Source organism: Kitasatospora sp. NPDC001261 (assembly GCF_042896795.1).
In the GTDB taxonomy this organism is placed as follows: domain Bacteria; phylum Actinomycetota; class Actinomycetes; order Streptomycetales; family Streptomycetaceae; genus Kitasatospora.
In genome coordinates, this window is record NZ_JBIAXP010000004.1 from 380,922 (window position 1) to 403,123 (window position 22,202).

Annotated in this window: 17 protein-coding genes; 10 read left to right on the forward strand and 7 right to left on the reverse strand. The window is 74.3% G+C overall.

The window, feature by feature from the left end; translation table 11 throughout:
* Window positions 1–150: 150 nt before the first annotated feature.
* Both ACFY4B_RS08575 and ACFY4B_RS08580 read left to right on the forward strand, forming a co-directional pair.
* The gene (locus tag ACFY4B_RS08575) at window positions 151–885 is read left to right on the forward strand and encodes an MgtC/SapB family protein (protein ID WP_387966935.1); all 735 of its coding nucleotides are present in this window, start codon (window positions 151–153) and stop codon (window positions 883–885) included.
* Window positions 886–971: 86 nt separating this feature from the next.
* A complete protein-coding gene (locus tag ACFY4B_RS08580; RefSeq protein WP_387966936.1) occupies window positions 972–1,649 on the forward strand; it encodes a YoaK family protein in 678 nt (225 codons plus the stop codon).
* A 163-nt stretch (window positions 1,650–1,812) separates the two neighbouring features.
* Here the strand turns inward: ACFY4B_RS08580 and ACFY4B_RS08585 are convergent, their stop codons facing one another.
* The gene (locus ACFY4B_RS08585) at window positions 1,813–2,469 is read right to left on the reverse strand and encodes a hypothetical protein (protein ID WP_387966937.1); all 657 of its coding nucleotides are present in this window, start codon (window positions 2,467–2,469) and stop codon (window positions 1,813–1,815) included.
* A gap of 417 nt (window positions 2,470–2,886) precedes the next feature.
* Here ACFY4B_RS08585 and ACFY4B_RS08590 point away from each other — a divergent pair, with 417 nt between their 5' ends.
* From ACFY4B_RS08590 to ACFY4B_RS08600, 3 genes are read left to right on the forward strand one after another with little or no spacing between them, the layout of a single operon-like run.
* On the forward strand, window positions 2,887–3,411 hold the full coding sequence (locus ACFY4B_RS08590; RefSeq protein ID WP_049656925.1) for a PadR family transcriptional regulator: 525 nt from the start codon (window positions 2,887–2,889) through the stop codon (window positions 3,409–3,411).
* Window positions 3,408–4,100, forward strand: a complete 693-nt coding sequence (locus tag ACFY4B_RS08595; protein ID WP_387966938.1) for an ABC transporter ATP-binding protein — start codon at window positions 3,408–3,410, stop codon at window positions 4,098–4,100. The genes ACFY4B_RS08590 and ACFY4B_RS08595 overlap by 4 nt, the downstream gene beginning before the upstream one ends.
* Window positions 4,097–6,325, forward strand: a complete 2,229-nt coding sequence (locus ACFY4B_RS08600) for an FtsX-like permease family protein (protein WP_387966939.1) — start codon at window positions 4,097–4,099, stop codon at window positions 6,323–6,325. The genes ACFY4B_RS08595 and ACFY4B_RS08600 overlap by 4 nt, the downstream gene beginning before the upstream one ends.
* Before the next feature lie 26 nt (window positions 6,326–6,351).
* Here ACFY4B_RS08600 and ACFY4B_RS08605 read toward each other — a convergent pair whose 3' ends face one another.
* Both ACFY4B_RS08605 and ACFY4B_RS08610 read right to left on the reverse strand, forming a co-directional pair.
* Window positions 6,352–6,894, reverse strand: a complete 543-nt coding sequence (locus ACFY4B_RS08605) for an NUDIX hydrolase (RefSeq protein WP_387966940.1) — start codon at window positions 6,892–6,894, stop codon at window positions 6,352–6,354.
* 21 nt (window positions 6,895–6,915) lie between these two features.
* On the reverse strand, window positions 6,916–8,367 hold the full coding sequence (locus ACFY4B_RS08610; protein WP_074002653.1) for an SDR family NAD(P)-dependent oxidoreductase: 1,452 nt from the start codon (window positions 8,365–8,367) through the stop codon (window positions 6,916–6,918).
* A gap of 429 nt (window positions 8,368–8,796) precedes the next feature.
* Here ACFY4B_RS08610 and ACFY4B_RS08615 point away from each other — a divergent pair, with 429 nt between their 5' ends.
* Window positions 8,797–10,236, forward strand: coding sequence for a GuaB1 family IMP dehydrogenase-related protein (locus tag ACFY4B_RS08615; RefSeq protein ID WP_049656920.1), 1,440 nt, complete (start codon window positions 8,797–8,799; stop codon window positions 10,234–10,236).
* Here the strand turns inward: ACFY4B_RS08615 and ACFY4B_RS08620 are convergent.
* Window positions 10,197–11,186 carry a DUF5995 family protein gene (locus tag ACFY4B_RS08620; protein WP_387966941.1) on the reverse strand — a complete coding sequence of 330 codons (990 nt, stop codon included), beginning with the start codon at window positions 11,184–11,186 and terminating at the stop codon, window positions 10,197–10,199. The genes ACFY4B_RS08615 and ACFY4B_RS08620 overlap by 40 nt on opposite strands.
* A 207-nt stretch (window positions 11,187–11,393) precedes the next feature.
* On the opposite strand from ACFY4B_RS08620, the gene ACFY4B_RS08625 reads away from it, so the two are divergent.
* Complete coding sequence (locus ACFY4B_RS08625; RefSeq protein ID WP_117486985.1) at window positions 11,394–12,233, forward strand: poly-gamma-glutamate hydrolase family protein; 840 nt, start codon at window positions 11,394–11,396, stop codon at window positions 12,231–12,233.
* Window positions 12,234–12,271: 38 nt separating this feature from the next.
* Here ACFY4B_RS08625 and ACFY4B_RS08630 read toward each other — a convergent pair whose 3' ends face one another.
* Both ACFY4B_RS08630 and ACFY4B_RS08635 read right to left on the reverse strand, forming a co-directional pair.
* A complete protein-coding gene (locus ACFY4B_RS08630) occupies window positions 12,272–12,667 on the reverse strand; it encodes a DUF3224 domain-containing protein (protein WP_181970511.1) in 396 nt (131 codons plus the stop codon).
* Between the two features lie 175 nt (window positions 12,668–12,842).
* Entirely contained in the window at window positions 12,843–13,934 is a 1,092-nt protein-coding gene (locus ACFY4B_RS08635) for a PP2C family protein-serine/threonine phosphatase (RefSeq protein ID WP_049655986.1), read from the reverse strand.
* 204 nt (window positions 13,935–14,138) lie between these two features.
* Between ACFY4B_RS08635 and ACFY4B_RS08640 the strand changes: the two genes are divergently transcribed.
* Together ACFY4B_RS08640 and ACFY4B_RS08645 are read left to right on the forward strand one after the other, a co-directional pair.
* Window positions 14,139–15,116 (forward strand): pseudouridine synthase, encoded by a 978-nt coding sequence (locus tag ACFY4B_RS08640; RefSeq protein ID WP_387966943.1) that lies wholly within the window; start codon window positions 14,139–14,141, stop codon window positions 15,114–15,116.
* 77 nt (window positions 15,117–15,193) lie between these two features.
* Entirely contained in the window at window positions 15,194–16,015 is an 822-nt protein-coding gene (locus ACFY4B_RS08645; RefSeq protein ID WP_387966944.1) for an SDR family NAD(P)-dependent oxidoreductase, read from the forward strand.
* Window positions 16,016–16,098: 83 nt separating this feature from the next.
* Here the strand turns inward: ACFY4B_RS08645 and ACFY4B_RS08650 are convergent, their stop codons facing one another.
* Window positions 16,099–19,782, reverse strand: coding sequence for a SpoIIE family protein phosphatase (locus tag ACFY4B_RS08650; RefSeq protein WP_387966946.1), 3,684 nt, complete (start codon window positions 19,780–19,782; stop codon window positions 16,099–16,101).
* 642 nt (window positions 19,783–20,424) lie between these two features.
* Between ACFY4B_RS08650 and ACFY4B_RS08655 the strand changes: the two genes are divergently transcribed.
* Entirely contained in the window at window positions 20,425–21,705 is a 1,281-nt protein-coding gene (locus tag ACFY4B_RS08655; protein WP_387966947.1) for an IS256 family transposase, read from the forward strand.
* Window positions 21,706–22,202 lie beyond the last annotated feature (497 nt).

The window sequence follows — 22,202 nt, forward strand, 5'->3', positions numbered from 1 at the left end:
CCGGGGCCGACCGCACGGCCGGCCCCCGCGCCCTGCGCGCCTCCCCGCCGACCACCGTGGCGATGGCCATCATCGAGGTCGCCCGGCCTGCCGGGAGCATCGACCGCGTGCCACCGTCCGTACCCCTCCTCCCGTGAAGGAGGTGCCGTCGTGCACACCCTGACCACCGTCGACTTCCTGGTACGGCTCGCCACCGGCGTCGCCTGCGGCGCGCTGATCGGCGTCGAACGCCAGTGGCGGGCCCGGATGGCCGGCCTGCGCACCAACGCCCTGGTCGCCGCCGGCGCCACCCTGTTCGTGCTCTACAGCGAGGCCGTCGGCGACGCCGGCAGCCCCACCCGGGTCGCCTCCTACGTCGTCTCCGGCATCGGCTTCCTCGGCGGCGGCGTCATCCTGCGCGACGGCGCCGGCGTACGCGGCCTCAACACCGCCGCCACACTGTGGTGTTCGGCCGCCGTCGGAGTCCTCGCCGCCTCCGGCAAACTGCGGTTCGCCGTCCTCGGCACACTCGCCGTCCTCGTCGTCCACCTGGTCCTGCGCCCCGCCGGCCGACTCCTCGACCGGGCCCCGCAGGCCGGCAGCGACCCCGACTCCACCACCCGCGCCACCGTCCACCTGGAATGCGACCGCAAGTCCGAGACCCACATCCGGGCCCTGCTGCTCCAGGCCCTCGCCGGCTCCGGGCTCTCCCCGACCGGCCTGCGCGCCCGCCGCACCGACAACGGCGACGCCACCAGCCTGCGGGCCACCGTCGCGATCACCGGGCAGGTCGCCCCGGCGCTCGAACAGGTCGTCACCCGGCTGTCGTTGGAGCCCGGCGTACGCGACCTGCACTGGCACCTGGAGGACGAGTCGGAGGACCCCGGCAACCCGGCGCTCGCCTGACGGGCGGCGCGGACATACCGTCACCACCCGGACCGCGTCGCCGGACCGCGTCACCCGAACCCCCGCCCGAACCGACTGGAGGCAGGATGCCGACCCCCGATCCCGAGCACGGGCCGCTGGTGCCGATGCTGCTGGTGCTGACCGTGGTCACCGGAGTGGTGGACGCGGTCAGCTACCTCGAACTCGGCCACGTCTTCGTCGCCAACATGACCGGCAACGTGGTGTTCCTCGGCTTCGCCCTGGCCGGCGCGGCCAACCTCTCCGCCACCGCCTCGCTGGCCGCCCTCGCCGCCTTCCTGCTCGGCGCCCTGGCCGGCGGCCACCTCGCCCGCCGCCTGCCCGGCCACCGCGGGCACCTGCTGACCGCCGCCGTCGCCGTCCAGTCGGCGCTGGTCGCGGCGGCCACCCTGCTGGCGGCGGTGGCCGGCCACACCTCCGAGCCGGCCCGCTACACCCTGATCGGGCTGCTCGGCTTCGCCATGGGCGGCCAGAACGCGGTGGTCCGCGCCCTGAAGGTCCCCGACCTCACCACCACCGTGCTGACCATGACCATCACCGCCCTCGCCGCCGACCGCACCGGCCCCCGCCGGCTGGCCTCCGCCGTCTGGATGTTCGCCGGCGCCCTCCTCGGCGCCCTCCTGGTCCTCCACGCCGACATCCCGCTCGCCCTGGCCCTGGCCCTCGCGCTGCTCCTCGCCGTCGCGGCCCTCACCCACCGCGCCGCCAGGACCGTCCCCGCCCCCGCCTGGACCCACCCGCGCTGACCGGGCATCCGGTGATCCGCCGCCCGTCCGCGACCGGCGCCCGGCACGGACGGTGTCGAACCCCCGTGTTCCTCGGGGGGTTTCGGGCTGCCGGCCGGCGGCCCTCGGCCCGGACGGCGTTCCGGGCGGCCTCGACCTCCGGCGACCGGCCGGGGTGAGCGGCTCAGTCCTCGCTGCGGTGCCCGGCGCGGCCGCTCCAGAGGGGTTCGAGGCGCTCCCACTCGGTGCTCCAGGCGGCCTCCGCCCGGCGGTCGAGCGCCTGGAGGCGCAGGCGGAGGGCGAGGGCGAGCAGGGCCAGCAGGACGAGGAGGCCGCCGGTACCGGTGCAGGCGGCGGAGACGGCGAGGGCCACCCGGTCGGCCGGGGCGACGGAGACGGTGCCGGCCGCGTCGACCCAGACGGGGATGCGGCTGCCGGTGACTGCGGAGTGCGGGGCCTGGACGGTGCCGTGGCGCGGGCTGCCGTCGGGGGCGGTCCAGTCCGCGTCGACGTCCACCTGGTTGCTGTAGCCGCCGGCGAAGCGGCTGCCGGTGGCGGTGGTGCGGTCCGGGACGCCGCTGACCACGGCGTCGACCTGCTGCAGCCGCCCGCGGTCGGCGTCGGCCCGGTGCGCGGTGGCGCGGTAGAGGAGCAGCGAGCCGCCCGCGCACAGGGCGAGGGCGAGCACCACGCCGAGCACGGCGGACAGCCAGGCGCGGGCGCGGGAGCGGTCGAGGGGGCGGGCGAGCGGCTCGTGCCGGGCACCGAGTGCCCGCCGCAGCCGCCGGCCGGTGCGCCGCGGGAGCGACGCGGGCAGGGCCGGGCGGGGAGTGCTGGACACGGTGAGGGCTCCTCAGGGGCGCGGGGACGCTGGGCGGTTACGCCCCAATGTCCACCCGGCGGCCCCCCGCGCACAAGAGTCGTGCGCGTTCGGAGGACCGCCGGTACCTACCGGTCAGGGCCGGTCGGCCCAGTGGCCGGGACGTTCGGCCCTCGGCATCCGCACCCGGTCCGGGCAGGCTGGGGTGTGGCGGCGTCCTCCCGGTGCTTGGGCGCGGCCGTGGCCCGGTCGGCCGTGGGGGCGCCGGGCCGAGGTACGGGGCAGGGGGTGGTCGTGGGGCCACCCCCTGCCTGTGCCGTGTCCGGCTCCGGCCCGTTCTCCGGCCTTTCCTCGCCGATGGACTGACGATGTCCCAGGTCGGGGCCGTATTCTGCCCAGATATACACTCGGGGTATACGCCGGGTGTATGTTTCCCCCATGAGTGTTCCTTTGACCCTTCTGGGGCTGCTGGAGCGAGAGCCGAGCCACGGCTACGACCTCAAGCGCGACTACGACGCCCTCTTCGGCCGCGGCAAGCCCCTTCCGTACGGCCAGGTCTACTCGACCCTCGGCCGGCTGGCCCGCGACGGCAAGGTGGTGGCCGGCGAGGCGGAGCCCGGCGACGGGCCCGAGCGCAAGCGGTACGTCATCACCGAGACCGGGGCGACCGAGTTCGAGACCTGGCTCCAGGAGCCGGTCGCGCCCGAGCCCAACCTCCAGTCCGTGCTGTTCACCAAGGTGGTGCTGGCCCTGATGCTGGGCCGGGACGCCGAGCACTACCTGGACACCCAGCGCGCCGCCCACCTGCGCCGGATGCGCGAGCTCACCGAACTGCGCCGCACCGGAGCCCTGGTGGACGCCCTGCTCGCCGACCACGGCCTGTTCCACCTGGAGGCCGACCTGCGCTGGATCGACCTCACCGCCGCCCGCCTGGACGCGCTCGCCGCGGAGGTGAACGCGTGACCGCCGTGATCGAGGCCCGGGACATCGCCCTCGCCTTCGGGGAGACCCCCGCCCTGCGCGGGGCCAGCCTGTCCGTCCAGGCCGGCGAGGTGCTCGCCATCATGGGCCCCAGCGGCTCCGGCAAGTCGACGTTACTGCACTGCCTGGCCGGCATCCTGGTGCCCGACGCGGGGGAGGTGCTGTTCGACGGGCAGCGCCTGGACACCATGCCGGAGGCCCGGCGCAGCGCCCTGCGCCGGGACAAGTTCGGCTTCGTCTTCCAGTTCGGCCAGCTGGTGCCGGAGTTGACGGCCGAGGAGAACGTCGCGCTGCCGCTGCTGCTGAACGGCGTGCGCCGCTCCGCCGCGCTGGCCCAGGCCCGTCCCTGGTTCGCCCGGCTCGGCCTGGACGGCTTGGAGCAGCGCCGCTCCGGCGAGCTGTCGGGCGGTCAGGCGCAGCGGGTCGCGCTGGCCCGCGGCCTGGTGGCCCGGCCGCGGGTGCTGTTCGCCGACGAGCCGACCGGCGCGCTGGACTCGCTGACCGGCGAGCAGGTGATGGAGCTGATGGTCGCCTCCGCCAAGGAGCAGGGCACCACCGTCATCCTGGTCACCCACGAGGCCCGGGTCGCCGCGTACGCGGACCGCGAGGCGGTCGTCCGCGACGGCCGGGCCCGTACGCTCTCGGCCGGCGCCGGAACGGTGGCCCCGTGATCGCCTTCTCGCTCCGGCTGGCCGTCAGCGGCGGCCGGGAGGCGGTGGCCCGGCTGCTGATGATCGCGGCGGCGGTCGCGGTCGGCGTGGGGCTGCTGCTCTCGACCTTCGCCGGCGTGAGCGCGATCGACCGGGCCAACGAGCGGCAGCTCTGGATGAACACGGGCGTCAAGGGCGCGACCGCGGCCACCTCGGCGGACCCGCTCTGGTGGGGCGCCCGGATGGACTACTACCGGGGGAGGACCGTCTTCCGGGCCGATGTCGCCCCGACCGGTCCCGCCTCGCCGCTGCCGCCCGGCCTGAGCCGGCTGCCCGCGCCCGGCGAGTACTACGCCTCGCCCGCGCTGGAGAAGCTGCTGCGCGACACCCCGGCCGTCGAACTGGGCGACCGCTTCCCCGGACGGCAGGTCGGCACCCTCGGCGAGGACGGGCTGCCCTCCCCGGACACCCTGGCGCTGGTCGTCGGCCGCACCGCGGACGAGGTCAAGGCCCTGCCGAGGGCCACCACCGTCACCAGCCTCGCCACCGTCCTGCCCCACGACTGCGAGTACGACTGCTACGGCGCGGGCGTGCACGGCGACGCGATGGTCCTGGTGCTCACCGTGGTCGCCGCCGCGCTGATCTTCCCGGTGCTGGTCTTCATCGGCACCGCGACCCGGCTCTCCGCCGCCACCCGGGAGCAGCGCTACGCCGCGATCCGCCTGGTGGGGGCGACGCCCGGCCAGGTGTCGGTGATCTCGGCGGTGGAGTCCACCCTGGCCGCGGTGATCGGTACGGCCCTCGGCTTCGGCCTGTTCGCCGCGCTGAAACCGGTGGTGGCCGACGTGCCGTTCACCGGCGACCGCTTCTTCGCCGCCGACCTGAGCCTGACCCTGCCGCAGGCGGGCGGGGTGGTGCTGGGCGTGCCGGTGGCGGCCGCGCTCGCCGCCCGGTTCGCGCTGCGCCGGGTCACCGTCTCGCCGCTCGGGGTCTCCCGCAGGGTCACCCCGAAGCCGCCGAGCGCCTGGCGGCTGGCACCGCTGGTGGTCGGCCTCGTCGAACTCGGCTACTTCGTGGGCAACCGCCCGGAGACCACCGACGGGCAGTCCACGGCCTACCTGACCGGCTTCGTGCTGGTGATGCTCGGGCTGGTGGTCTCGGGGCCGTGGCTGACCATGGCCGCGGCCCGGGCGGTGGCCCGGCGCACCCGCCGTCCGGCCGCCCTGATCGCGATGCGCCGCCTGGCGGACGACCCGGGGGCGGGCTTCCGTTCGGTCGCCGGCGTGGTGCTGGCGCTGTTCGTGACCACCGCGACCCTGGCCATCATGAGCACCATCAACGCGAACCAGGGCATGCTCAACGGCGCCCCCGAGGTGCGCAAGGCGATCGTGGACGCCCCCTTCGGCAACCGGAACGACGCGGCCCTGCTGCCGTCGGTACCCGATCGCGTGCTGGCCCGGGCGCGGGCCGTCCCCGGGTTCCAGGGGATCGCCCTGGTGCACGAGGACCCGGCCGGTACGGGCCAGCGGAGCGGGCGGGGCATCGTGCCCGGCCTGGTGAGCTGCGCGGACCTCGCGCAGATCCCCGTGGTCGGCCACTGCGCTCCCGGCGCCGCCGTCGCGGCCGTCGACCCCTACCAGCTGGTCGGCCTGGTGGACGCCTCCGACCGCGAGTGGCCGGCCGCACCGGTCTCCGAGGCCGAGGCGGCCGGGCTCCCGGTGCGGATGCTCTACGCGACCACCGACGGCTCCAAGGCGGCCAAGGAACAGCTGCGGACCCTGTTCATGAAGGAGTTCCCGCACTACGAGGCGCGGCTGGCCGAGGACTGGTCCTCCGCCGGGCAGAAGAAGCTCCAGGGCTGGCGGCAGCTGGCGAACGTGGTGCTGCTGACCACCCTGCCGATCGCCGGGTGCAGCCTCGCGGTGAGCGTGGTGGCCGGACTGTCCGACCGCCGGCGGCCGTTCGCGATGCTGCGGCTGACCGGCGCACCGCTGCGGCTGCTGCGCAGGGTGGTCGGACTGGAGAGCGCGCTGCCGCTGCTGGTGGTCTCGGCGCTCGCGATCGGGACGGGCTTCGCCGCGGCGGCGATGTTCCTCAAGGCGCAGAAGGACTACGACCTGGTGTCCCCGGGCCCGGCGTACTACGGGCTGACCGGTTTCGGGCTGGCCGCCTCGCTCGGGATCATCGCCTCGACGCTGCCGCTGCTGAAGCGGATCACCGGACCGGAGGCGGCCCGCAACGGCTGAGCGCCGTCAGGCGGTCGGCTGCCCCGTCACCCGTTCCAGCGGGCGACGGGGTAGCCGTGCGTTCCGGCCAGCAGCCGCGGGGACAGCCGCGGCAGCCAGCTGCCGAGCACCAGCGCGGACGGGTAGAACATCGGCTCGGGCAGCGCGTCCACCGGGACGCGCTCCCAGCCGCCGCACGCGTGCGGCTCGGTGACCACGGCCTCGGCCAGGCTCGGCGGCGCCAGCACGGCGGCCGTCAGCCGGGGCCGGCCGAGCTCGTGGTCGAGGTGGACGGCGAGCACCCGCATCTCCTCGGCGGGCAGCACGATGCCGGTCTCCTCGGCGAGTTCGCGGGCCGCGGTCCGCTCGAAGGACTCGCCGGGGTCGACCTTGCCGCCGGGCAGGCTCCAGGTCGGCGGCTCGCCGGCCGTGGTCCGACGGCCGATCAGCACCCGGCCGTCGCCGGTGGGCACGATGACCCCGGCGCCGAGCAGCGGTGCGGTCGGCGGGACCGGCGCGGCGGGCGCGGCCGGCCCGGCGGGTCCGGTGGGCGCGGTCGGTCCGGTCGGTCCGGACGGTGCGGTGCTCAACTCGCCATCCCCTTCGGCTGGTTACCAGTTGGAGCGGTCGTAGTCCTTGAGGAAGCAGCCGTACAGGTCCTCGCCCGCCTCGCCGCGCACGATCGGGTCGTACACCCGGGCCGCGCCGTCGACCAGGTCGAGCGGGGCGTGGAAGCCCTCGTCGGCGAGGCGCATCTTGTCCGGGTGCGGCCGCTCGTCGGTGATCCAGCCGGTGTCGACGGCGGTCATCAGGATGCCGTCGGACTCGAACATCTCCTGCGCGCTGGTGCGGGTGAGCATGTTGAGCGCGGCCTTGGCCATGTTGGTGTGCGGGTGGCCGGCGCCCTTGTAGCCGCGCGAGAAGACGCCCTCCATCGCGGAGACGTTGACCACGTACTTGCGGCGGGACGCGGAGGCGGCCATCGCCGGGCGCAGCCGGCTGATCAGGATGAACGGCGCGGTGGAGTTGCAGAGCTGGACCTCCAGCAGCTCCATCGGGCCGACCTCGCTGACGGTCTGCACCCAGCTGTTGGTGTCCGCGAGGTCGGGCACCAGGCCGCCGGCGTCGATCGCGGTGCCGGCCGCGATCCGGTCGGGCGTCGCGGAGCCGGTGACCAGGGCCAGCGAGGTGACGTCCTCGGCGGTGATCCGCTGCGTGTCGCCGCCCGCCTGGTGGGGGAGGGCGGGCAGGTCGACGCTGCCGCTGCCGAAGCGGCCGATGGTGGTGGCCTGGGGCAGCTCGCCGGCCGGCAGCGGGGCGGACTCGGCGTTGACCAGCTCGCGGTAGGACTCCGGCGGGCGGCGCACGGTCTGCGCGGCGTTGTTGATCAGGATGTCCAGCGGGCCGTCGGCGGCGACCTCGTCGGCCAGGGCCATCACCTGGGCCGGGTCGCGCAGGTCGATGCCGATGATCTTGAGGCGGTGGATCCACTCGGCGCTGTCCGGCATCGCCGTGAAGCGGCGGATCGCGTCGTTGGGGAAGCGGGTGGTGATGGTGGTGTGGGCGCCGTCGCGCAGCAGCATCAGCGCGATGTACATCCCGATCTTGGCCCGGCCGCCGGTGAGCAGCGCGCGCTTGCCGGTGAGGTCGGCGCGGGCGTCCCGGCGGGAGCGGTTCTTGACCGCGCAGTCCTGGCAGAGGTTGTGGTAGAAGGCGTCGACCTCGATGTACCGCTGCTTGCAGGTGTAGCAGGAGCGCGGACGCTCCAGGATGCCGGCGATCTCGGTGGTGGTGACGGTGGTCAGGCCGAAGGCGCCGGCCGTCTCGTCGTCGATCCGGGTGGGCGCGCCGGTGGCGGTACGGGCGGTGACCTCGCGGTCGTTGGCGGTCTTGCGGGCCCGGGTCTCCTGGCGGCGGCGCTGCTTCAGGGTGCGGAATATGCCGCCGACGGCCTTGCGGACGGTGATCGCGTCCGGGTGGTCCACGTGCAGCTCGTCGAGTTCGGCCAGCACCTCCAGGCAGAGCCGCAGCCGCTCGGGGTCGAGGCCGGGACCGAAGTCGATCTCCTCCTCGGCGCCCTCGACCGGGTCCTGGCCGAGGTCCGTCCGCCCGGTGCCCGTCTGCTCGATGCCCGCCTGTCGGAGGTCCGTCTGGTCGATGTCCGTCTGACCGATGCTCACGCCTGCTGCCGCTTTCCCGATTCGCCACGCCCACACGCGTGAAGCCAAGCCCCTTACCGCGTGAATGCTACGGGAGCGATCCGGACCGGGGCGAAAAGCCGACGTCGGAGGGGGTCTTTGGATGATCCTCCATGTCTACGCGCGGAGTATTGATCACGGTTTGTACGCAGCCCCAGCAATGCCCGTCGAACTGGCTTTTGCCCCCACCCTCACGGAGAATCGAACGCTGGGTGCCGGGCGCCCGAGTGCGCTCCGGCGGCATCGCCGCAACCGCACCCGAGGTGTATCCCCCCAGCCAGAGAGCCCTCCTTCATGCGCTTCCTGAACGACCTCAAGCCCTCGTACGACCTGACGTACGACGACGTCTTCATGGTCCCCAGCCGTTCCGCCGTGGGCTCCCGGCAGGGCGTCGACCTCTCCTCGAACGACGGCACCGGCACCACCATCCCGCTGGTCGTGGCCAACATGACCGCCATCGCCGGCCGCCGGATGGCCGAGACCGTCGCCCGCCGCGGCGGCCTGGTCGCCATCCCGCAGGACATCCCCACCGAGGTCATCGCCGAGGTCGTCTCCTGGGTCAAGCAGCGCCACCTGGTGTTCGACACCCCGATCACGCTCGCCCCCGGCGCCACCGTGGCCGAGGCGCTCTCGCTGCTGCCCAAGCGCGCGCACGGCGCCCTCGTGGTGGTCGAGGACGGCAAGCCCGTCGGCGTGGTCACCGAGTCCGACTGCCAGGGCGTGGACCGCTTCACCAGCCTGGCCGACATCATGTCCCGCGAACTGCTGCTGCTGGACGAGGGCATCGACCCGCGGACCGCCTTCGAGAAGCTCACCGAGGCGCACCGCAAGCTCGCCCCCGTCGTGGACGGCGAGGGCCGACTGGTCGGCATCCTCACCCGCAAGGGCGCGCTGCGCGCCACCCTGTACACCCCGGCCGTGGACGAGGCCGGCAAGCTGCGGATCGCCGCCACCGTCGGCATCAACGGCGACGTCGCGGGCAAGGCCGCGGCGCTGATCGAGGCCGGTGCCGACGTGCTGGTGGTCGACACCGCGCACGGCCACCAGGAGTCCATGATCAGCGCGCTGCGCGCGGTGCGCGGCCTGGACCCGCGGGTCCCGATCGTGGCCGGCAACGTGGTCTCCGCCGCCGGTGTCCGCGACCTCGTCGAGGCGGGCGCCGACATCCTCAAGGTCGGCGTCGGCCCCGGCGCCATGTGCACCACCCGGATGATGACCGGCGTCGGCCGGCCGCAGTTCTCCGCCGTCCTGGAGTGCGCCGCCGAGGCCCGCCGGCTCGGCAAGCACGTCTGGGCCGACGGCGGCGTGCGTCACCCGCGCGACGTCGCGATGGCGCTGGCCGCCGGCGCCTCCAACGTGATGATCGGCTCCTGGTTCGCCGGGACCTACGAGTCCCCGGGCGACCTCCAGACCGCCGCCGACGGGCGCCAGTACAAGGAGAGCTTCGGCATGGCCTCGGCCCGCGCCGTCAGCAACCGCACCGCCCAGGACTCCTCGTACGACCGGGCCCGCAAGGCGCTGTTCGAGGAGGGCATCTCGCACTCCCGGATGTTCCTCGACCCGACCCGCCCCGGCGTCGAGGACCTGATCGACTCGATCATCGCGGGCGTCCGCAGCTCCTGCACCTACGCGGGCGCCGGCAGCCTGGAGGAGTTCCAGGAGAAGGCGATCGTGGGCATCCAGAGCGCGGCCGGCTACGCCGAGGGCAAGCCGCTGCACTCCAGCTGGGCCTGACCGGCTCCGGCGCCCGCTGCGCCTGTTGTGCCTGCCGGGCCCGCCGCGTCGGGGCCCGCACCGTCGGCCGTCCGGTTCCTCGCCTCGGGGAGCCGGGCGGCCGCGGCCGTCGCGGGGGGCGTCGCGGGGGCCGTTACGGGGGTGCGGTGCCCGGGGGCCTGGCCGCTGATCCGGCCGCCGGCCGCTCCGGTGTCGCGCCCGTCCTCCGGTCCGCCGCCTTGCCTCCCGCCCTGCCTCCCGCCCGGCCCGAGCGGGAGCAGCAGGACGCGGCCGAGCAGCCCGACCGAACCGTCCAGCGCCGTGGCGAGGGCCCGGGCGGCGCCCGGCAGGTGCCGCAGCTCCCAGAGCGCCTCGACGGTGCCCCAGGCGCCCTCGCGGGCGGCCCCGACCGACCAGGCGCCGAGCAGGTGGGTGAGCGGCTCGGCGCGCTCCAGCAGGTCGGGGCCGGGCATCAGCTGCTCCCGGACGGCCGTCTCCACCTCGGCCAGCACCCGGTCGATCCGGTGGTAGTCCGGCTCGACGTCGGACGGCTGGCAGCCCCGGCGGCGGCAGGTGTCCACGACGGCCAGCGGCAGGTCGTGCTGGATGTGGGCGGCCATCCCGGCCAGCGCGAACTGCAGCGGGTGCACCCCCGGGTGGGCGCGCAGCGCGAACAGCGGCCGCCAGCAGGCGGGCGGCTCCTGCCCGGCCGCGTCGGCGGCCACGGCCCGCAGGTACCGCCCGGCGAACACCACGTCCAGCTCGGCCACCGCCGACGGGTCGGCGAAGCGCCCGCCGTCCAGCCGGTCGCGGACCGCCTCCGTCACGGTGAGGTAGAGCCGGTTGAACACCCCCACCCCGTCGGCCGGGGGCAGCCCCGCCCCGATCTCCCGCAGCCGGCCGACCACCTGCTCGACCGTCCGCGCCTCCGCGACCACTGCCGTCGTACGATCCACCGCCGTGTCGGGCATGCGCCACCCTCCGATGCCGATCGTGCACTGATCGCATCATCGTGACAGCGCTGCCCGTGCCCCGACGGATGCGGCACGCCTCCGTCGGGCCGGTGTCGCACGGTCAGGCCGGTGTCGCACGACCGGGCCGGTCCCGTCGTGACATGGCGTCGACTTGGCCAAAGCCTTGCCGGTACTTTTCCGATCCCCCACCTCCTGTCATGATCCGTGACCGTGATTAACCGTCGTACCCTGATCGCCGCGTTCGCCGCGGCCCCGGCCCTCAGCACCCTCGGCGCCGCCGTGGGCAGCACCCCCGCGAGCGCCGCCGCCGACCTGTACCCCTCCAACACGGCCCTCTACGCCAACCCGACCGTGGTCGAGGGCGTGGACTACGGCCGCCGCTACCGCCGGCACCTGGTCGACGACCAGAGCCCGCAGGGCCGTACGCCGTTCGTCCGGACCACCGTCATCGCCCCGCACGGCGGCGGCATCGAGGGCGGCACCTCCGAACTGTGCCTGGCCATCGCCGGCTACCACCCGGCCGACCTCGCCCCGGCCCCGGCCGCCGGGCCGACGCACGACTTCTGGATGTTCGAGGGCCTGCGCTCCTCCAACAACAGCGAGCTGCACGTCACCTCGACCCACTGCGACGACGGAGTGGCCCGCGCGATGTGCGCCGGCAGCCGCAACGTGCTGTCGCTGCACGGCTGCACCGCCGCCCAGGCCGGACTGGAGGCCGGCGCCCAGGCCGTGCTGGTCGGCGGCCTGAACCCCACCTTCCGCCAGTACCTGATGGAGGAGTTCGCGGCCGCGGGCATCCGGGCCGTGACCGCCTCCGGCGAGGAGGAGATCGCGGGCATCTCCCCGGAGAACATCTGCAACCGCAGCCTGCTCGGCATGGGCGCCCAGCTGGAGATGACCACCGAGCTGCGGGCCGCGATGTTCGCCCCGGGCAAGAACACCCGCACCGAGCGGGCGGCCAACACCCTGCCGCTGTTCTGGGCCTACGCGACCGCGGTCCGGACCGCGATCCAGCGGCTGGAGGCGACCCAGCCCATCCTCTGACGGACCGGGGCCGCCGGCCGCGCGCGCCGCGGCCGGCGTCAGCCCAGCCCGTACTCCAGGACGTACGTGTGGGTGCCGGACCCGTCGACGGTCAGGTGGAACTCGCCGGTGATCCCGGCCAGCTCGCCCGTGCCCGTGCCCGGCACCACGCGTATCGTCGTGCCGGTGGTGTCCCAGGCCGCGTGCTGGAGCACGAACGAGCCCTTGCGCCCGTCCAGTTCACCCGTCACGTGCTCCACCGCGACGTACGAAGCCGGGCTGCCGGAAGGGCCTGCGACGGAGAGCATCCGCACCTCGCTGGCTCCGCTCAGCCCGCCCGTGAAGGTCTTGGCGATCCGGACCCGCCCGAACGCCGCGCCCTCCCGCTCCTCCGTCTCCACCGGCTCGAACGCCGTGACCTCGAAAGACCCGCTCGCCCTGCTCCCGCTCCCCATGGCACCGTCCCCTCGTCGATCCGCGACCACCCTGCGGCCGGCTCCCCGCCGACCGTGAACCGAGCCTTGCACACACCACTGACAATCGCGGCCGGAAAGCTCACCGGAGCTGCTCTCCGGGCAGTTCTCCGGACCGCTTTCCGGACGGCTCTCCGGAGCCATCGGCGCGGCCCGGTCACGGCTCCCAGCGGATCGCCAGCACCGCCGCGTCGTCGGCCAGGCCGGCGTCGCCGACCCAGCCGCCGACATCCGTCAGCACGGCGTCCAGCAGGTCCGCCGGGGTGCCGCCGTGCAGTCCGGGCAGCCGCTCCGCGATCGGGTAGAACCGGCCCGCGGCGTCCCGGGCCTCCGACACGCCGTCGGTGTGCAGGAGCAGCAGGTCGCCCGGCTCCGGGTCGAACCGCCGGTCCGGGTAGCTGTCGTCGGTGAGCCCGAGCAGCCCCAGCGGCGGCGCCGGGAACGGGGGCTCCAGCTCGCTCACCCGGCCCGCCCGGCGCAGCAGCGGGGGCGGGTGGCCGCAGTTCACCAGCCGCACCGGCCCCCGGTCCGGCGCCACGTCGAGCAGCAGCGCGGTGGCGAACCGCCCCTCCTCCGACGGCCGGGCGGCCAGCGCCGCGTCCAGCCGTTCGGCGAGCCGCCCGGGGTCCGGCTCGGTCCGCGCGGCCTCCCGGAACACCCCGAGGACGTCCGCCGCCGTCTCCACCGCCGGGAGGCCGTGCCCCTGGACGTCCCCGAGCAGGATGCGCAGCCCGAAGCGGGTCTCCACCACGGCGTACAGGTCCCCGCCGATCCGGGCCTCGGCGGCCGCCGCCACGTACCGCACCGCCAGGCGCAGCGGCCCGATCCGCTCCGGCGGCGGGCGCAGCAGGGCCCGCTGGGCCGCCTCGGCCACCGTCCGGACCTGGAACAGCTCCCGCTCGCGGGCCGCCACCAGGACGACGCTGGCCGCGCTGGCCAGGGTCGAGGCCAGGACGGTGACCGGCACGCTGATCCGGACCGAGAGCGGCAGCTGCGCGTTGGCCGACTCCAGCAGGCCGACGGCGACCACCGCGGCCGCGCCGACCAGCAGCGGCACCCGGGCCCGCCGGGTGGTCGCACCGGCCAGCACCGGGGCCACCGCGAGCAGCGGCGCCAGGGTGGTCCCGGGCCCGATGGCCAGCGCGGCCACCACGGCGGCGACCAGCAGCAGGAGCGAGCCGTAGAGCAGCAGCCGGGTCCGCCTCGGCAGGTGCAGCGGCGGCACCCCGTCCGGGCCGTCGGCGGTCACGCGTCCTCCAGTGGTGCCGGCCGGTCGGTCCGGCGGATCGGTCGGTTGCTCGGTTCGGCCGGTGGGGCGGCTGGTCGGCCCGGTCGGCGGACGGTCGGAGGCCCCCGGCGTCACGAGGGCCTCCGGTCCACTTTCCCTGCCCGGCCCCGGGTCAGCACCTCGGCCGAGGGGCGCGCGCCGGCGCGCACTAGGCTGGGCCGGGAGATGAGACGCAAGAGCCGCCGCCCGGCCTCCCCCCTCCCGCAGCGCCACGGTGTGGACCCGGTCCACCTCCGGCTGCCGCTCGAAGGCCCCTGGCCGACCGTGCGGGACCACCTGGTGGACCGGCTGCCCGCCGTCCCGGCCGAGCGGGTCGACGCCGCGCTGCGGGACGGCGAGATCGTCGGTGAGCAGGGCCCGATCGCCCCGGCGGAGCCGTTTCGCCCCGGCGCCCACCTGTGGTTCTACCGGGACCTCCCCGAGGAGGTGCGCGTCCCGTTCGAGCTGGTCGTGCTGCACCGCGACGAGCACCTGGTGGTGGTCGACAAGCCGCACTTCCTGGCCACCACCCCGCGCGGCCGGCACGTCACCGAGACGGCGCTGTCCCGGCTGCGGCACGCCCTCGACCTGCCGGCGCTCAGCCCCGCGCACCGCCTGGACCGGCTCACCGCGGGCCTGGCCATGTTCGTCGTCCGCCCGGAGGACCGCGGCGCCTACCAGACGCTGTTCCGGGACCGCCTGGTGCGCAAGGAGTACCAGGCCGTCGCCGGGTACGACCCGGAGCTGAGCCTGCCGCGCACCGTGCGCAGCCACATCGTCAAGGAGCGCGGGGTGATCGCCGCCCAGGAGATCGACGCGCCGCCGAACAGCGAGAGCCGGATCGACCTGCTGGAGCGCCGCGACGGCCTCGCCCGCTACCGGCTGCGGCCGCTGAGCGGGCGCACCCACCAGCTGCGGCTGCACATGTGCGGCCTCGGGCTGCCGATCCTCGGCGACCCGGTCTACCCGGTCGTGCTGCCCGAGCCCGCCGCCGACGACTTCCGCCGCCCGCTGCAACTGCTCGCCTCGACGATCGAGTTCACCGATCCGCTGACCGGCCGGGAGCGCCGCTTCGAGACCCGCCGCACACTGACCGCCTGGACCGACCCGCAGGGCTGGGCCGACGACGCCGGTCCCGGGCCCCAGGACCTCCGAACGATCTAGCTAGGGCCAACGTCCGAGCCGGTTCCCGTTCCGGTGGCCGATCCGCCGACCGGCCCGGCGGCGGGATGGTGTGCGGCATGAACGCAGGCACCAACGCAGACAACAACGCGGGCATGAGCGCGGGCATGAGCGCAGGCACGACGAGCGCAGGCACCGGCGGGGCGGCGGGCCGCGCCGCCGTACCGCGGAACGCTCCCGTCGCCCTGGTCACCGGAGCCTCCCGCGGCCTCGGCCTGGCCCTCGCGCGCGCCCTCGCCGCCGACGGCTGGCAGCTGGTGATCACCGCCCGGGGAGCGGCCGAACTCGCCGCCGCCGCGGCCGAGCTGGCCGCCGTCACCAGGGTCGTCGCCCTGCCCGGCTCCGTCGTCGACGACGACCACCGCGCCCACCTGGCCGGGGCCGCGGAGGAGCTCGGCGGCGCGAGCCTGCTGGTCAACAACGCCGGAACGCTCAACGGCGCCCCCGGCCCCGGCGGGCAACCGCTGCCCCGGCTGGCCGACTTCCCGCTGCCGGGCCTGCTGGCGACCTTCGAGGTCAACACGTTCGCCCCGATCGCCCTCACTCAGCTCGTGCTGCCCCAGCTGCGCGCCCACGCCGGCGCCGTCCTCAACGTCAGTTCCGAGGCCGCCGTGGTGCCCTACCGCGGCTGGGGCGGTTACGGTGCCAGTAAGGCCGCGTTGGACCTCGCCGGCGACGTACTCGCCCGGGAGGAGCCGGAGTTGCGGGTCTGGTCGGTGGACCCGGGCAGCATGCGCACCCGAATGCTCCAGGAGGCCGGCCCCGGCGAGGACGTCTCCGGCGCGCCACTGCCCGAGCGGGTGGCGCCGGCCCTGCTCGGCCTGCTCCGCGACCGCAGGCCCTCCGGCCGCTACCGCGCCGAGGACCTGGCCGGCCGCTGACGACACCCCCCGCTCTCGGTGTCCCGCCCCAACTCGCCGCCCGCACACCGGCCGAGAGGCGCGGTGCGAAAGCCGCCGGTCGTTCAGGCGGACGGTGTTGCCCCCGGGGGCAACTCCAGCTCGAACCAGACCACCTTGCCGTCCTTGGTCCGGCGGCTGCCCCAGCGGTGCGCGAGCTCGTTGACCAGGTGGATGCCCCGGCCGCCCTCGTCCTCGCTGCGGGCGCGGCGGATCCGCGGCACCTCGGACTCCTGGTCGGCGACCTCGACGGTGAGCACCCGGTTGCAGTACAGCCGCAGTTGGGTGGGCGATCCGGCGTGCACCAGCGCGTTGGTGATCAGCTCGCTGGTGAGCAGCTCGGCCCAGTCGATGAGCGCGTCGAGCCCCCAGGAGGCCAGCGTCTCGCGGGTGAAGCGGCGCGAGTGGGCGACCATGGCGTGGTCGCCGGTGAGCCGCAGGGTGGCGATCCGGTCCGCGCCCTTCGGGCGGACCTGCGCCATGATGACGGCGATGTCGTCCTCGCCGGTGGTCTCGGTGAGCCGCTTCAGGACGGCGTCGCAGGTCTGTTCCAGCGAGCCGCGCCGGTCGGCGACCGTCCGGCACAGCAACTGCAGTCCCTCGTCGAGGTCCTGGCCCCGGCGCTCGACCAGCCCGTCCGTGTAGAGGGTCAGGATGCCCTCCTCGGGGAGGGTGAACTCGGCGCTCTCGAAGGCGACTCCGCCCACCCCCAGTGGGGCGCCGGTGGGCAGCTCGACCAGGTGCGCCCGCCCCTCGGTGTCGGCGACCACGGGCGGCAGGTGCCCGGCGCTGGCCGCGGTGCACTGGCGGTCCACCGGGTCGTAGACCACGCAGACGCAGGTGGCGAACTGGCCCTCGCCGATGCCCGCGGTCGCCTCGTCCAGCCGGTGCAGCACCCGCTCGGGATCCAGGTCCAGGGTTATCAACGTCCGTGCGGCCGTGCGGAGTTGACCCATGGTGGCGGCGGCCCGGATGCCGTGGCCCATCACGTCGCCGACGATCAGCGCGACCCGCCCGGAGGACAGCGGCACCACGTCGAACCAGTCGCCGCCGACCTCGCTGACCACGCTGCTCGGCAGGTAGCGGTAGGCGAGGTCCAGCCCGAGCGTGCGGTGCACCTCCTGTGGCAGCAGGCTGCGTTGGAGGGTGAGCGCGGTGTCCCGTTCGCGGCGGTAGAGCCGTCCGTTGTCGATCGCCAGCGCGGTGCGGGCGGCCAGCTCCTCGGCCAGCGAACGGTCCGCCGACCCGAACGGCACCGGGTTGCGGGAGCGGACGAACTCCGCGCCGCCCAGTACCTGTCCGCGCGCCACCAGCGGCACCATCAGGTACGAGTGCACCCCGGCGTCCAGGCTCGGCTGCACCCGGTCGGGCGAGGCGACGATCCGGCTCAGCTCCTCCTCGGTCACCTCGGAGACCAGGATCGAGCGCCGGGTGCGCAGGCTCTGCGCGTACAGCCCGGCCGACTGCGAGGTCTCGCCCACCTGGTCGGCCGCCCCGAGCATGCCGCCGTCCGGGCCGGTGTCGCCGACCGCCACCGCCCGCATCAGCACCGGGCCCTCCGCCGGGACCGCCCCGGGCTCCTCGCCGCTGAGCACCGCCTCGCGCAGGTCCACGGTCACGAAGTCGGCGAAGCGCGGGATCACCACCTCCACCAACTCCCGGGCGGTGCGGTGCAGATCGAGCGTGGTGCCGATCCGGTTGCTGGCCTCGTTCAGCAGCGACAGCCGCTGCTGGGCGGCCCACGCCTCGTCCAGCGCCCGCTGCCGGGCGGCGGCCGCGTCGCGCTCGCGGGTGAACAGCAGCGCGTTGTCGATCGAGACGGCCGCCCGCACCGCCAACTCCCCGGCCAGCGCCACGTCGTCGTCATCGTACGGGCGCTCGACCCGGGTGCGGTAGAAGCCCGCCACGCCGACCGGGGTGCCGCGCGCGATCAGCGGGACCACCATGAACGACAGCACGTTCTGCTCCCGTACGGCGGCCCGCCGCACCGGGTCGTCCGCGAACCAGGCCATGCCCTCCTCGTCCATCCTGGGCACCAGCACCGGCTTGCGGTGCGCCAGGCACCAGGCGTACGGCGAACCGGGCACGAAACGGTGCAGGTTGCCGGTGCGGGCGATCGGCGCCAGCGTCGAGCCGGGCACCGAGTGGAAGGCCATCCGCCGCAGCAGCGCCGAACCGTCCACCGGGGCGGTCGCCTCGCGCTCGCCGCGGACCAGCTCCTCCAGCACCTCCACCACCACCGTGTCGGCCAGCCTCGGTGCCGCCACCTCGGCCAACTCCTGCGCGGTCTGGGCGAGATCGAGCGTGGTGCCGATCCGGGCGGAGGCCACGTTGACCAGCGCCAGACGCTCCTGCGCGGCCCTCGCCTCGCGCAGCGCCTGCTGCCGGGCCAGCACGGTCTGGTGCTGGCGCAGGTACAGCCGGGCGTTGTCGATCGCGACGGCCGCGCGCGAGGACAGCTCGTCGCCGAGCGTGATGTCGGCCGCCGCGAAGGACTCCCGCGCGCCGCGCCGCGAGTACACCACCATGCCGAGCGTCGTACCGCGCGCCACCAGCGGGGTGATCCGCACCGAGCGCGGGCGGTCGCCCAGGTAGGCCTGGCGGCGGCTCTCGTGGACGGGCTCGCTCAGCATCGGCAGCTCCCAGGAGGGCACCACCACCGTGCGCCCGCCGGCCAGCGCCCGGGCGTACGGGGAGTCCGGCCGCAGCTCGTACACCGCGTCGACCGGCAGCGAATCGGCCGGGTAGACGGCGTCGGCGGAGGCGATCGCCAGGCGGCGCACCAGCAGCGGGACGTCCGGCGCGGGCGGCTCCACGGTCCGGCCGGCCACCAGCTCCTCCAGCCCGAACACCGCGCTGATGTCGGCGACCCTCGGCACCATCGCGTCGACCAGCTCCCGGGCGGTCTGCCGCAGGTCCAGCGTGGTGCCGATCGAGGCGGTCGCGTCGACCAGCAGGGACAGCCGCTCCTGGGCGCGGGCCGCCCGGGCGTCGGCGTGGAACCGCTCGGTGATGTCGATGACCGTGGCGCACACCCCGAGCACCCGGCCGCCGCGGTCCCTCAACCGGAAGTACGAGGCCGACCAGGCGTGGTCGTGGCTCGGGTCGCCCGGGGTACGGCCGTGCGCCAGGTCGTCCACCACCGGCTCGCCGCTCTCCAGCACCCGGCGCATCACCGCCTCGGACTCCGGGGCGTTGATCCCCGGCAGCACCTCGGTGAGCCGACGGCCCAGCGGCTCCTCGACGCTCAGGCCGTTCGCGTCCGCCAGCGCCGCGTTCAACCGGACGAAGCGCAGGCCGGTGTCGAACACCGCCATGCCGACCGGGGACTGCGTGAAGAACCCGTCGAGGAGCGCCAGATCGGCCTGGAGCCGGCGCAGCGTCGTCACCTCGGAGGCCACCGCCAGCACCATCGGGGCGCCGCCCGGGCCGCGGATCGGATACGTACGGAACTCCAGGTTCACCAGGTGCCCGTCCCGGTGCCGCACCGGGAACACCCCGGACCACGACCGGCCCGCCAGGATCTGCCGGAACAGCTGGAGCACCTCCGGCCGGTGCTCCTCGGAGGTCAGCAGCGTCGCCGCCCGCGCCCCCACCGCCTCCTGCGCAGGGTGCCCGAGCAACGCCTCCGCGTCACCGCTCCAGTGCAGGATCCGCCCGTCGGCGTCGATCAGCGCCGTGGCGATCGGCACCATCAGCAGGGCGTCCTGCCGAGGCTGCCCCGCGCGCTGCGCGTATTCGTCCACCATGGCCAGAGAACCGTCCCAGAAACCGTCCGGAGATCGTTCCCACCAGCCCTGCCATCTTCGCACGCACCCCCACCCACCGCAGCCGCCCCAGCCCCCACACCCTGCCCTCAAGCGCTGCCCACGGAGGCAGGGCCTCCACCACCACCTCTCGAACCGACAGCTCCCGCACGAGAAGTCGGCCCAGTCGACTTCTCGCGTCCCTACCCTCAGGCGCCGCCCACGGCGGCGCGGCCTTCACCACCTCTCGAGCCGGCAGCTCCCGTGCCATCCGTCGGCCTCGGAGCGACTGCCCCGAGCCCCTCACCCCGGTTGTGCGCAGGAAGTCGACCGGGCCGACTTCCTGCACCCCGCACCCTCTGGCGTTCTCCATACCGGTGCGGCCTCCCGCTGCCGCGACGAATCGACGGGTCCCGTGCAGGAAGTCGATCCCGCCGACTTTCCGTGCTTCGAGTCCGAGTGCGGTTCCTGCCGGCGAGGCTTCCAGCACGCCCCCCAAGCGGTGCCCGCGCAGGAAGTCGGTCTGGTCGACTGGGAGTATCAGAATTTCGGTGGACACCCTGCTCAAGGGAGTCGCTGATGAGCTCGCTGACGGATCACTGGATTGGGTCGGCTTCGGATGGGAGGGTTTCGTCGGAGGCGGGGGTGGCCGATGCCTTGGACATGGGTCCGAGGAAGAACACCGGCGGGTCGGATGTGGTGGCGTCGGTCGCCGAGCTGGCGACCGAGCAGGCCAGGGCCGGCGGGATGCAGCTGCTGGGCGAGGGCGGACTGCTGCAGCAGCTGACCCGGCACCTGCTCCAGGAGGCGCTGGAAGCCGAGATGGACGAGCACCTGGCCGCCACCGCGGGGACGGGCCGCGGTGCCCGCAAGGGCGGCAACGCCCGCAACGGCTACCGCTCGAAGACGGTGATGACCGAGGCCGGCCCGGTCACCGTCGAGGTCCCGCGAGACCGGGCCGGGACTTTTGAGCCCAAGGTGGTGCCCAGGCACTCGCGTCGCACCGAGGGACTGGACAACCTGGTCGTCTCGCTCACCGCGAAGGGCCTGACCTCGGGCGAGATCGTCGCTCACCTGGCCGAGGTCTACGGCATGACCACCAGCAAGGAGACCGTCTCCACGATCACCGACCGGGTCCTGGAGGGCATGGCCGACTGGCGAAGCCGTCCGTTGGACGAGGTCTACCCGGTCCTGTTCGTCGACGCCGTGAACATCAAGGTCCGCGACGGGCAGGTCGCCAACCGGCCCGTCTACGTGGTCCTGGGCGTCACCGCCGACGGCTACCGCGACATCCTGGGCCTGTGGACCACCGGCGGCGGCGAGGGCGCGAAGTACTGGCAGTCCGTCCTGACCGAGATCAGGAACAGAGGTGTCAAGGACTGCCTGATCCTGGTCTGCGACGGCCTGACCGGACTGCCCGACGCCGTCGCCCAGGTCTGGCCGCAGACCGTGGTCCAGACCTGCATCGTCCACCTCCTGCGGAACACTTTCCGCTACACCGCCAAGCGGGACTGGGCAGCGGTGGCCCGAGACCTCAAACCCGTCTACACCGCACCAGGCGAGGCCGCGGCCCTGGACCGCTTCGCCGAGTTCACGGCCGCTTGGGAGGCGAACTACCCGGCGGTGGTGCGACTGTGGGAGAGGGCCTGGCCCGAGATGGTCCCCTTCCTCGGCTTCGACACCGAGATCCGGAAGATCATCTGCACCACCAACGCCATCGAGAGCCTCAACTCCCGCTACCGCCGGGCCGCCAGCGCCTGCGGCCACTTCCCGAACGAGCAGGCCGCCCTGAAACGCCTCTACCTGGCGACCCTGGCCCTCGACCCCACCGGACGAGGCCGCCAACGCTGGAGCAACCGCTGGCTCGGCGCGCTCAACGCCTTCGACATCGCCTTCGACGGACGCCTGTCAGCCGGACGGGTGTGAGCCAACCGGCCCACACCCGACAACAAGATCAACACCTAGACCAAACGGGTGCCGTACACCGGAATCCTGATAGTCCCGGTCGACTTCCTACGTCCTGTTCCGGTGACGCTGCTCGTCAGGGAGCCCCTTGCCAAGGGCTCGCTTTGCCTGTGTCGAGCCGCAGCGGCGCGAGCAGCCGCCGGTGTCATCCGTCGGTCTCGGAGCGACTGCCCGGGAGCCGTTGACCCCGGTTGTGCGCAGGAAGTCGACCGGGCTGACTTCCCACGCTCCCTTCCCAGGTGTTGTCCATGGCGGTGCGGCCCCCGCTGCCGCGACGAACCGGCGAGTAGCGCATGGGAAGTCGATCCAGCGACTCTGCTGGCGAAGTCGGTTGGGTTGGGCGTGGGACGGTAAGTGTCTGCGGGTCGGGGCGGGTTGGCTGTCTGTGGGGGTGGGTCGTGTTGCGTCCTGGTGGTGTGTCGGGGATTCCGGCGGAGACCGTGGCGCTGGCTCGCCGG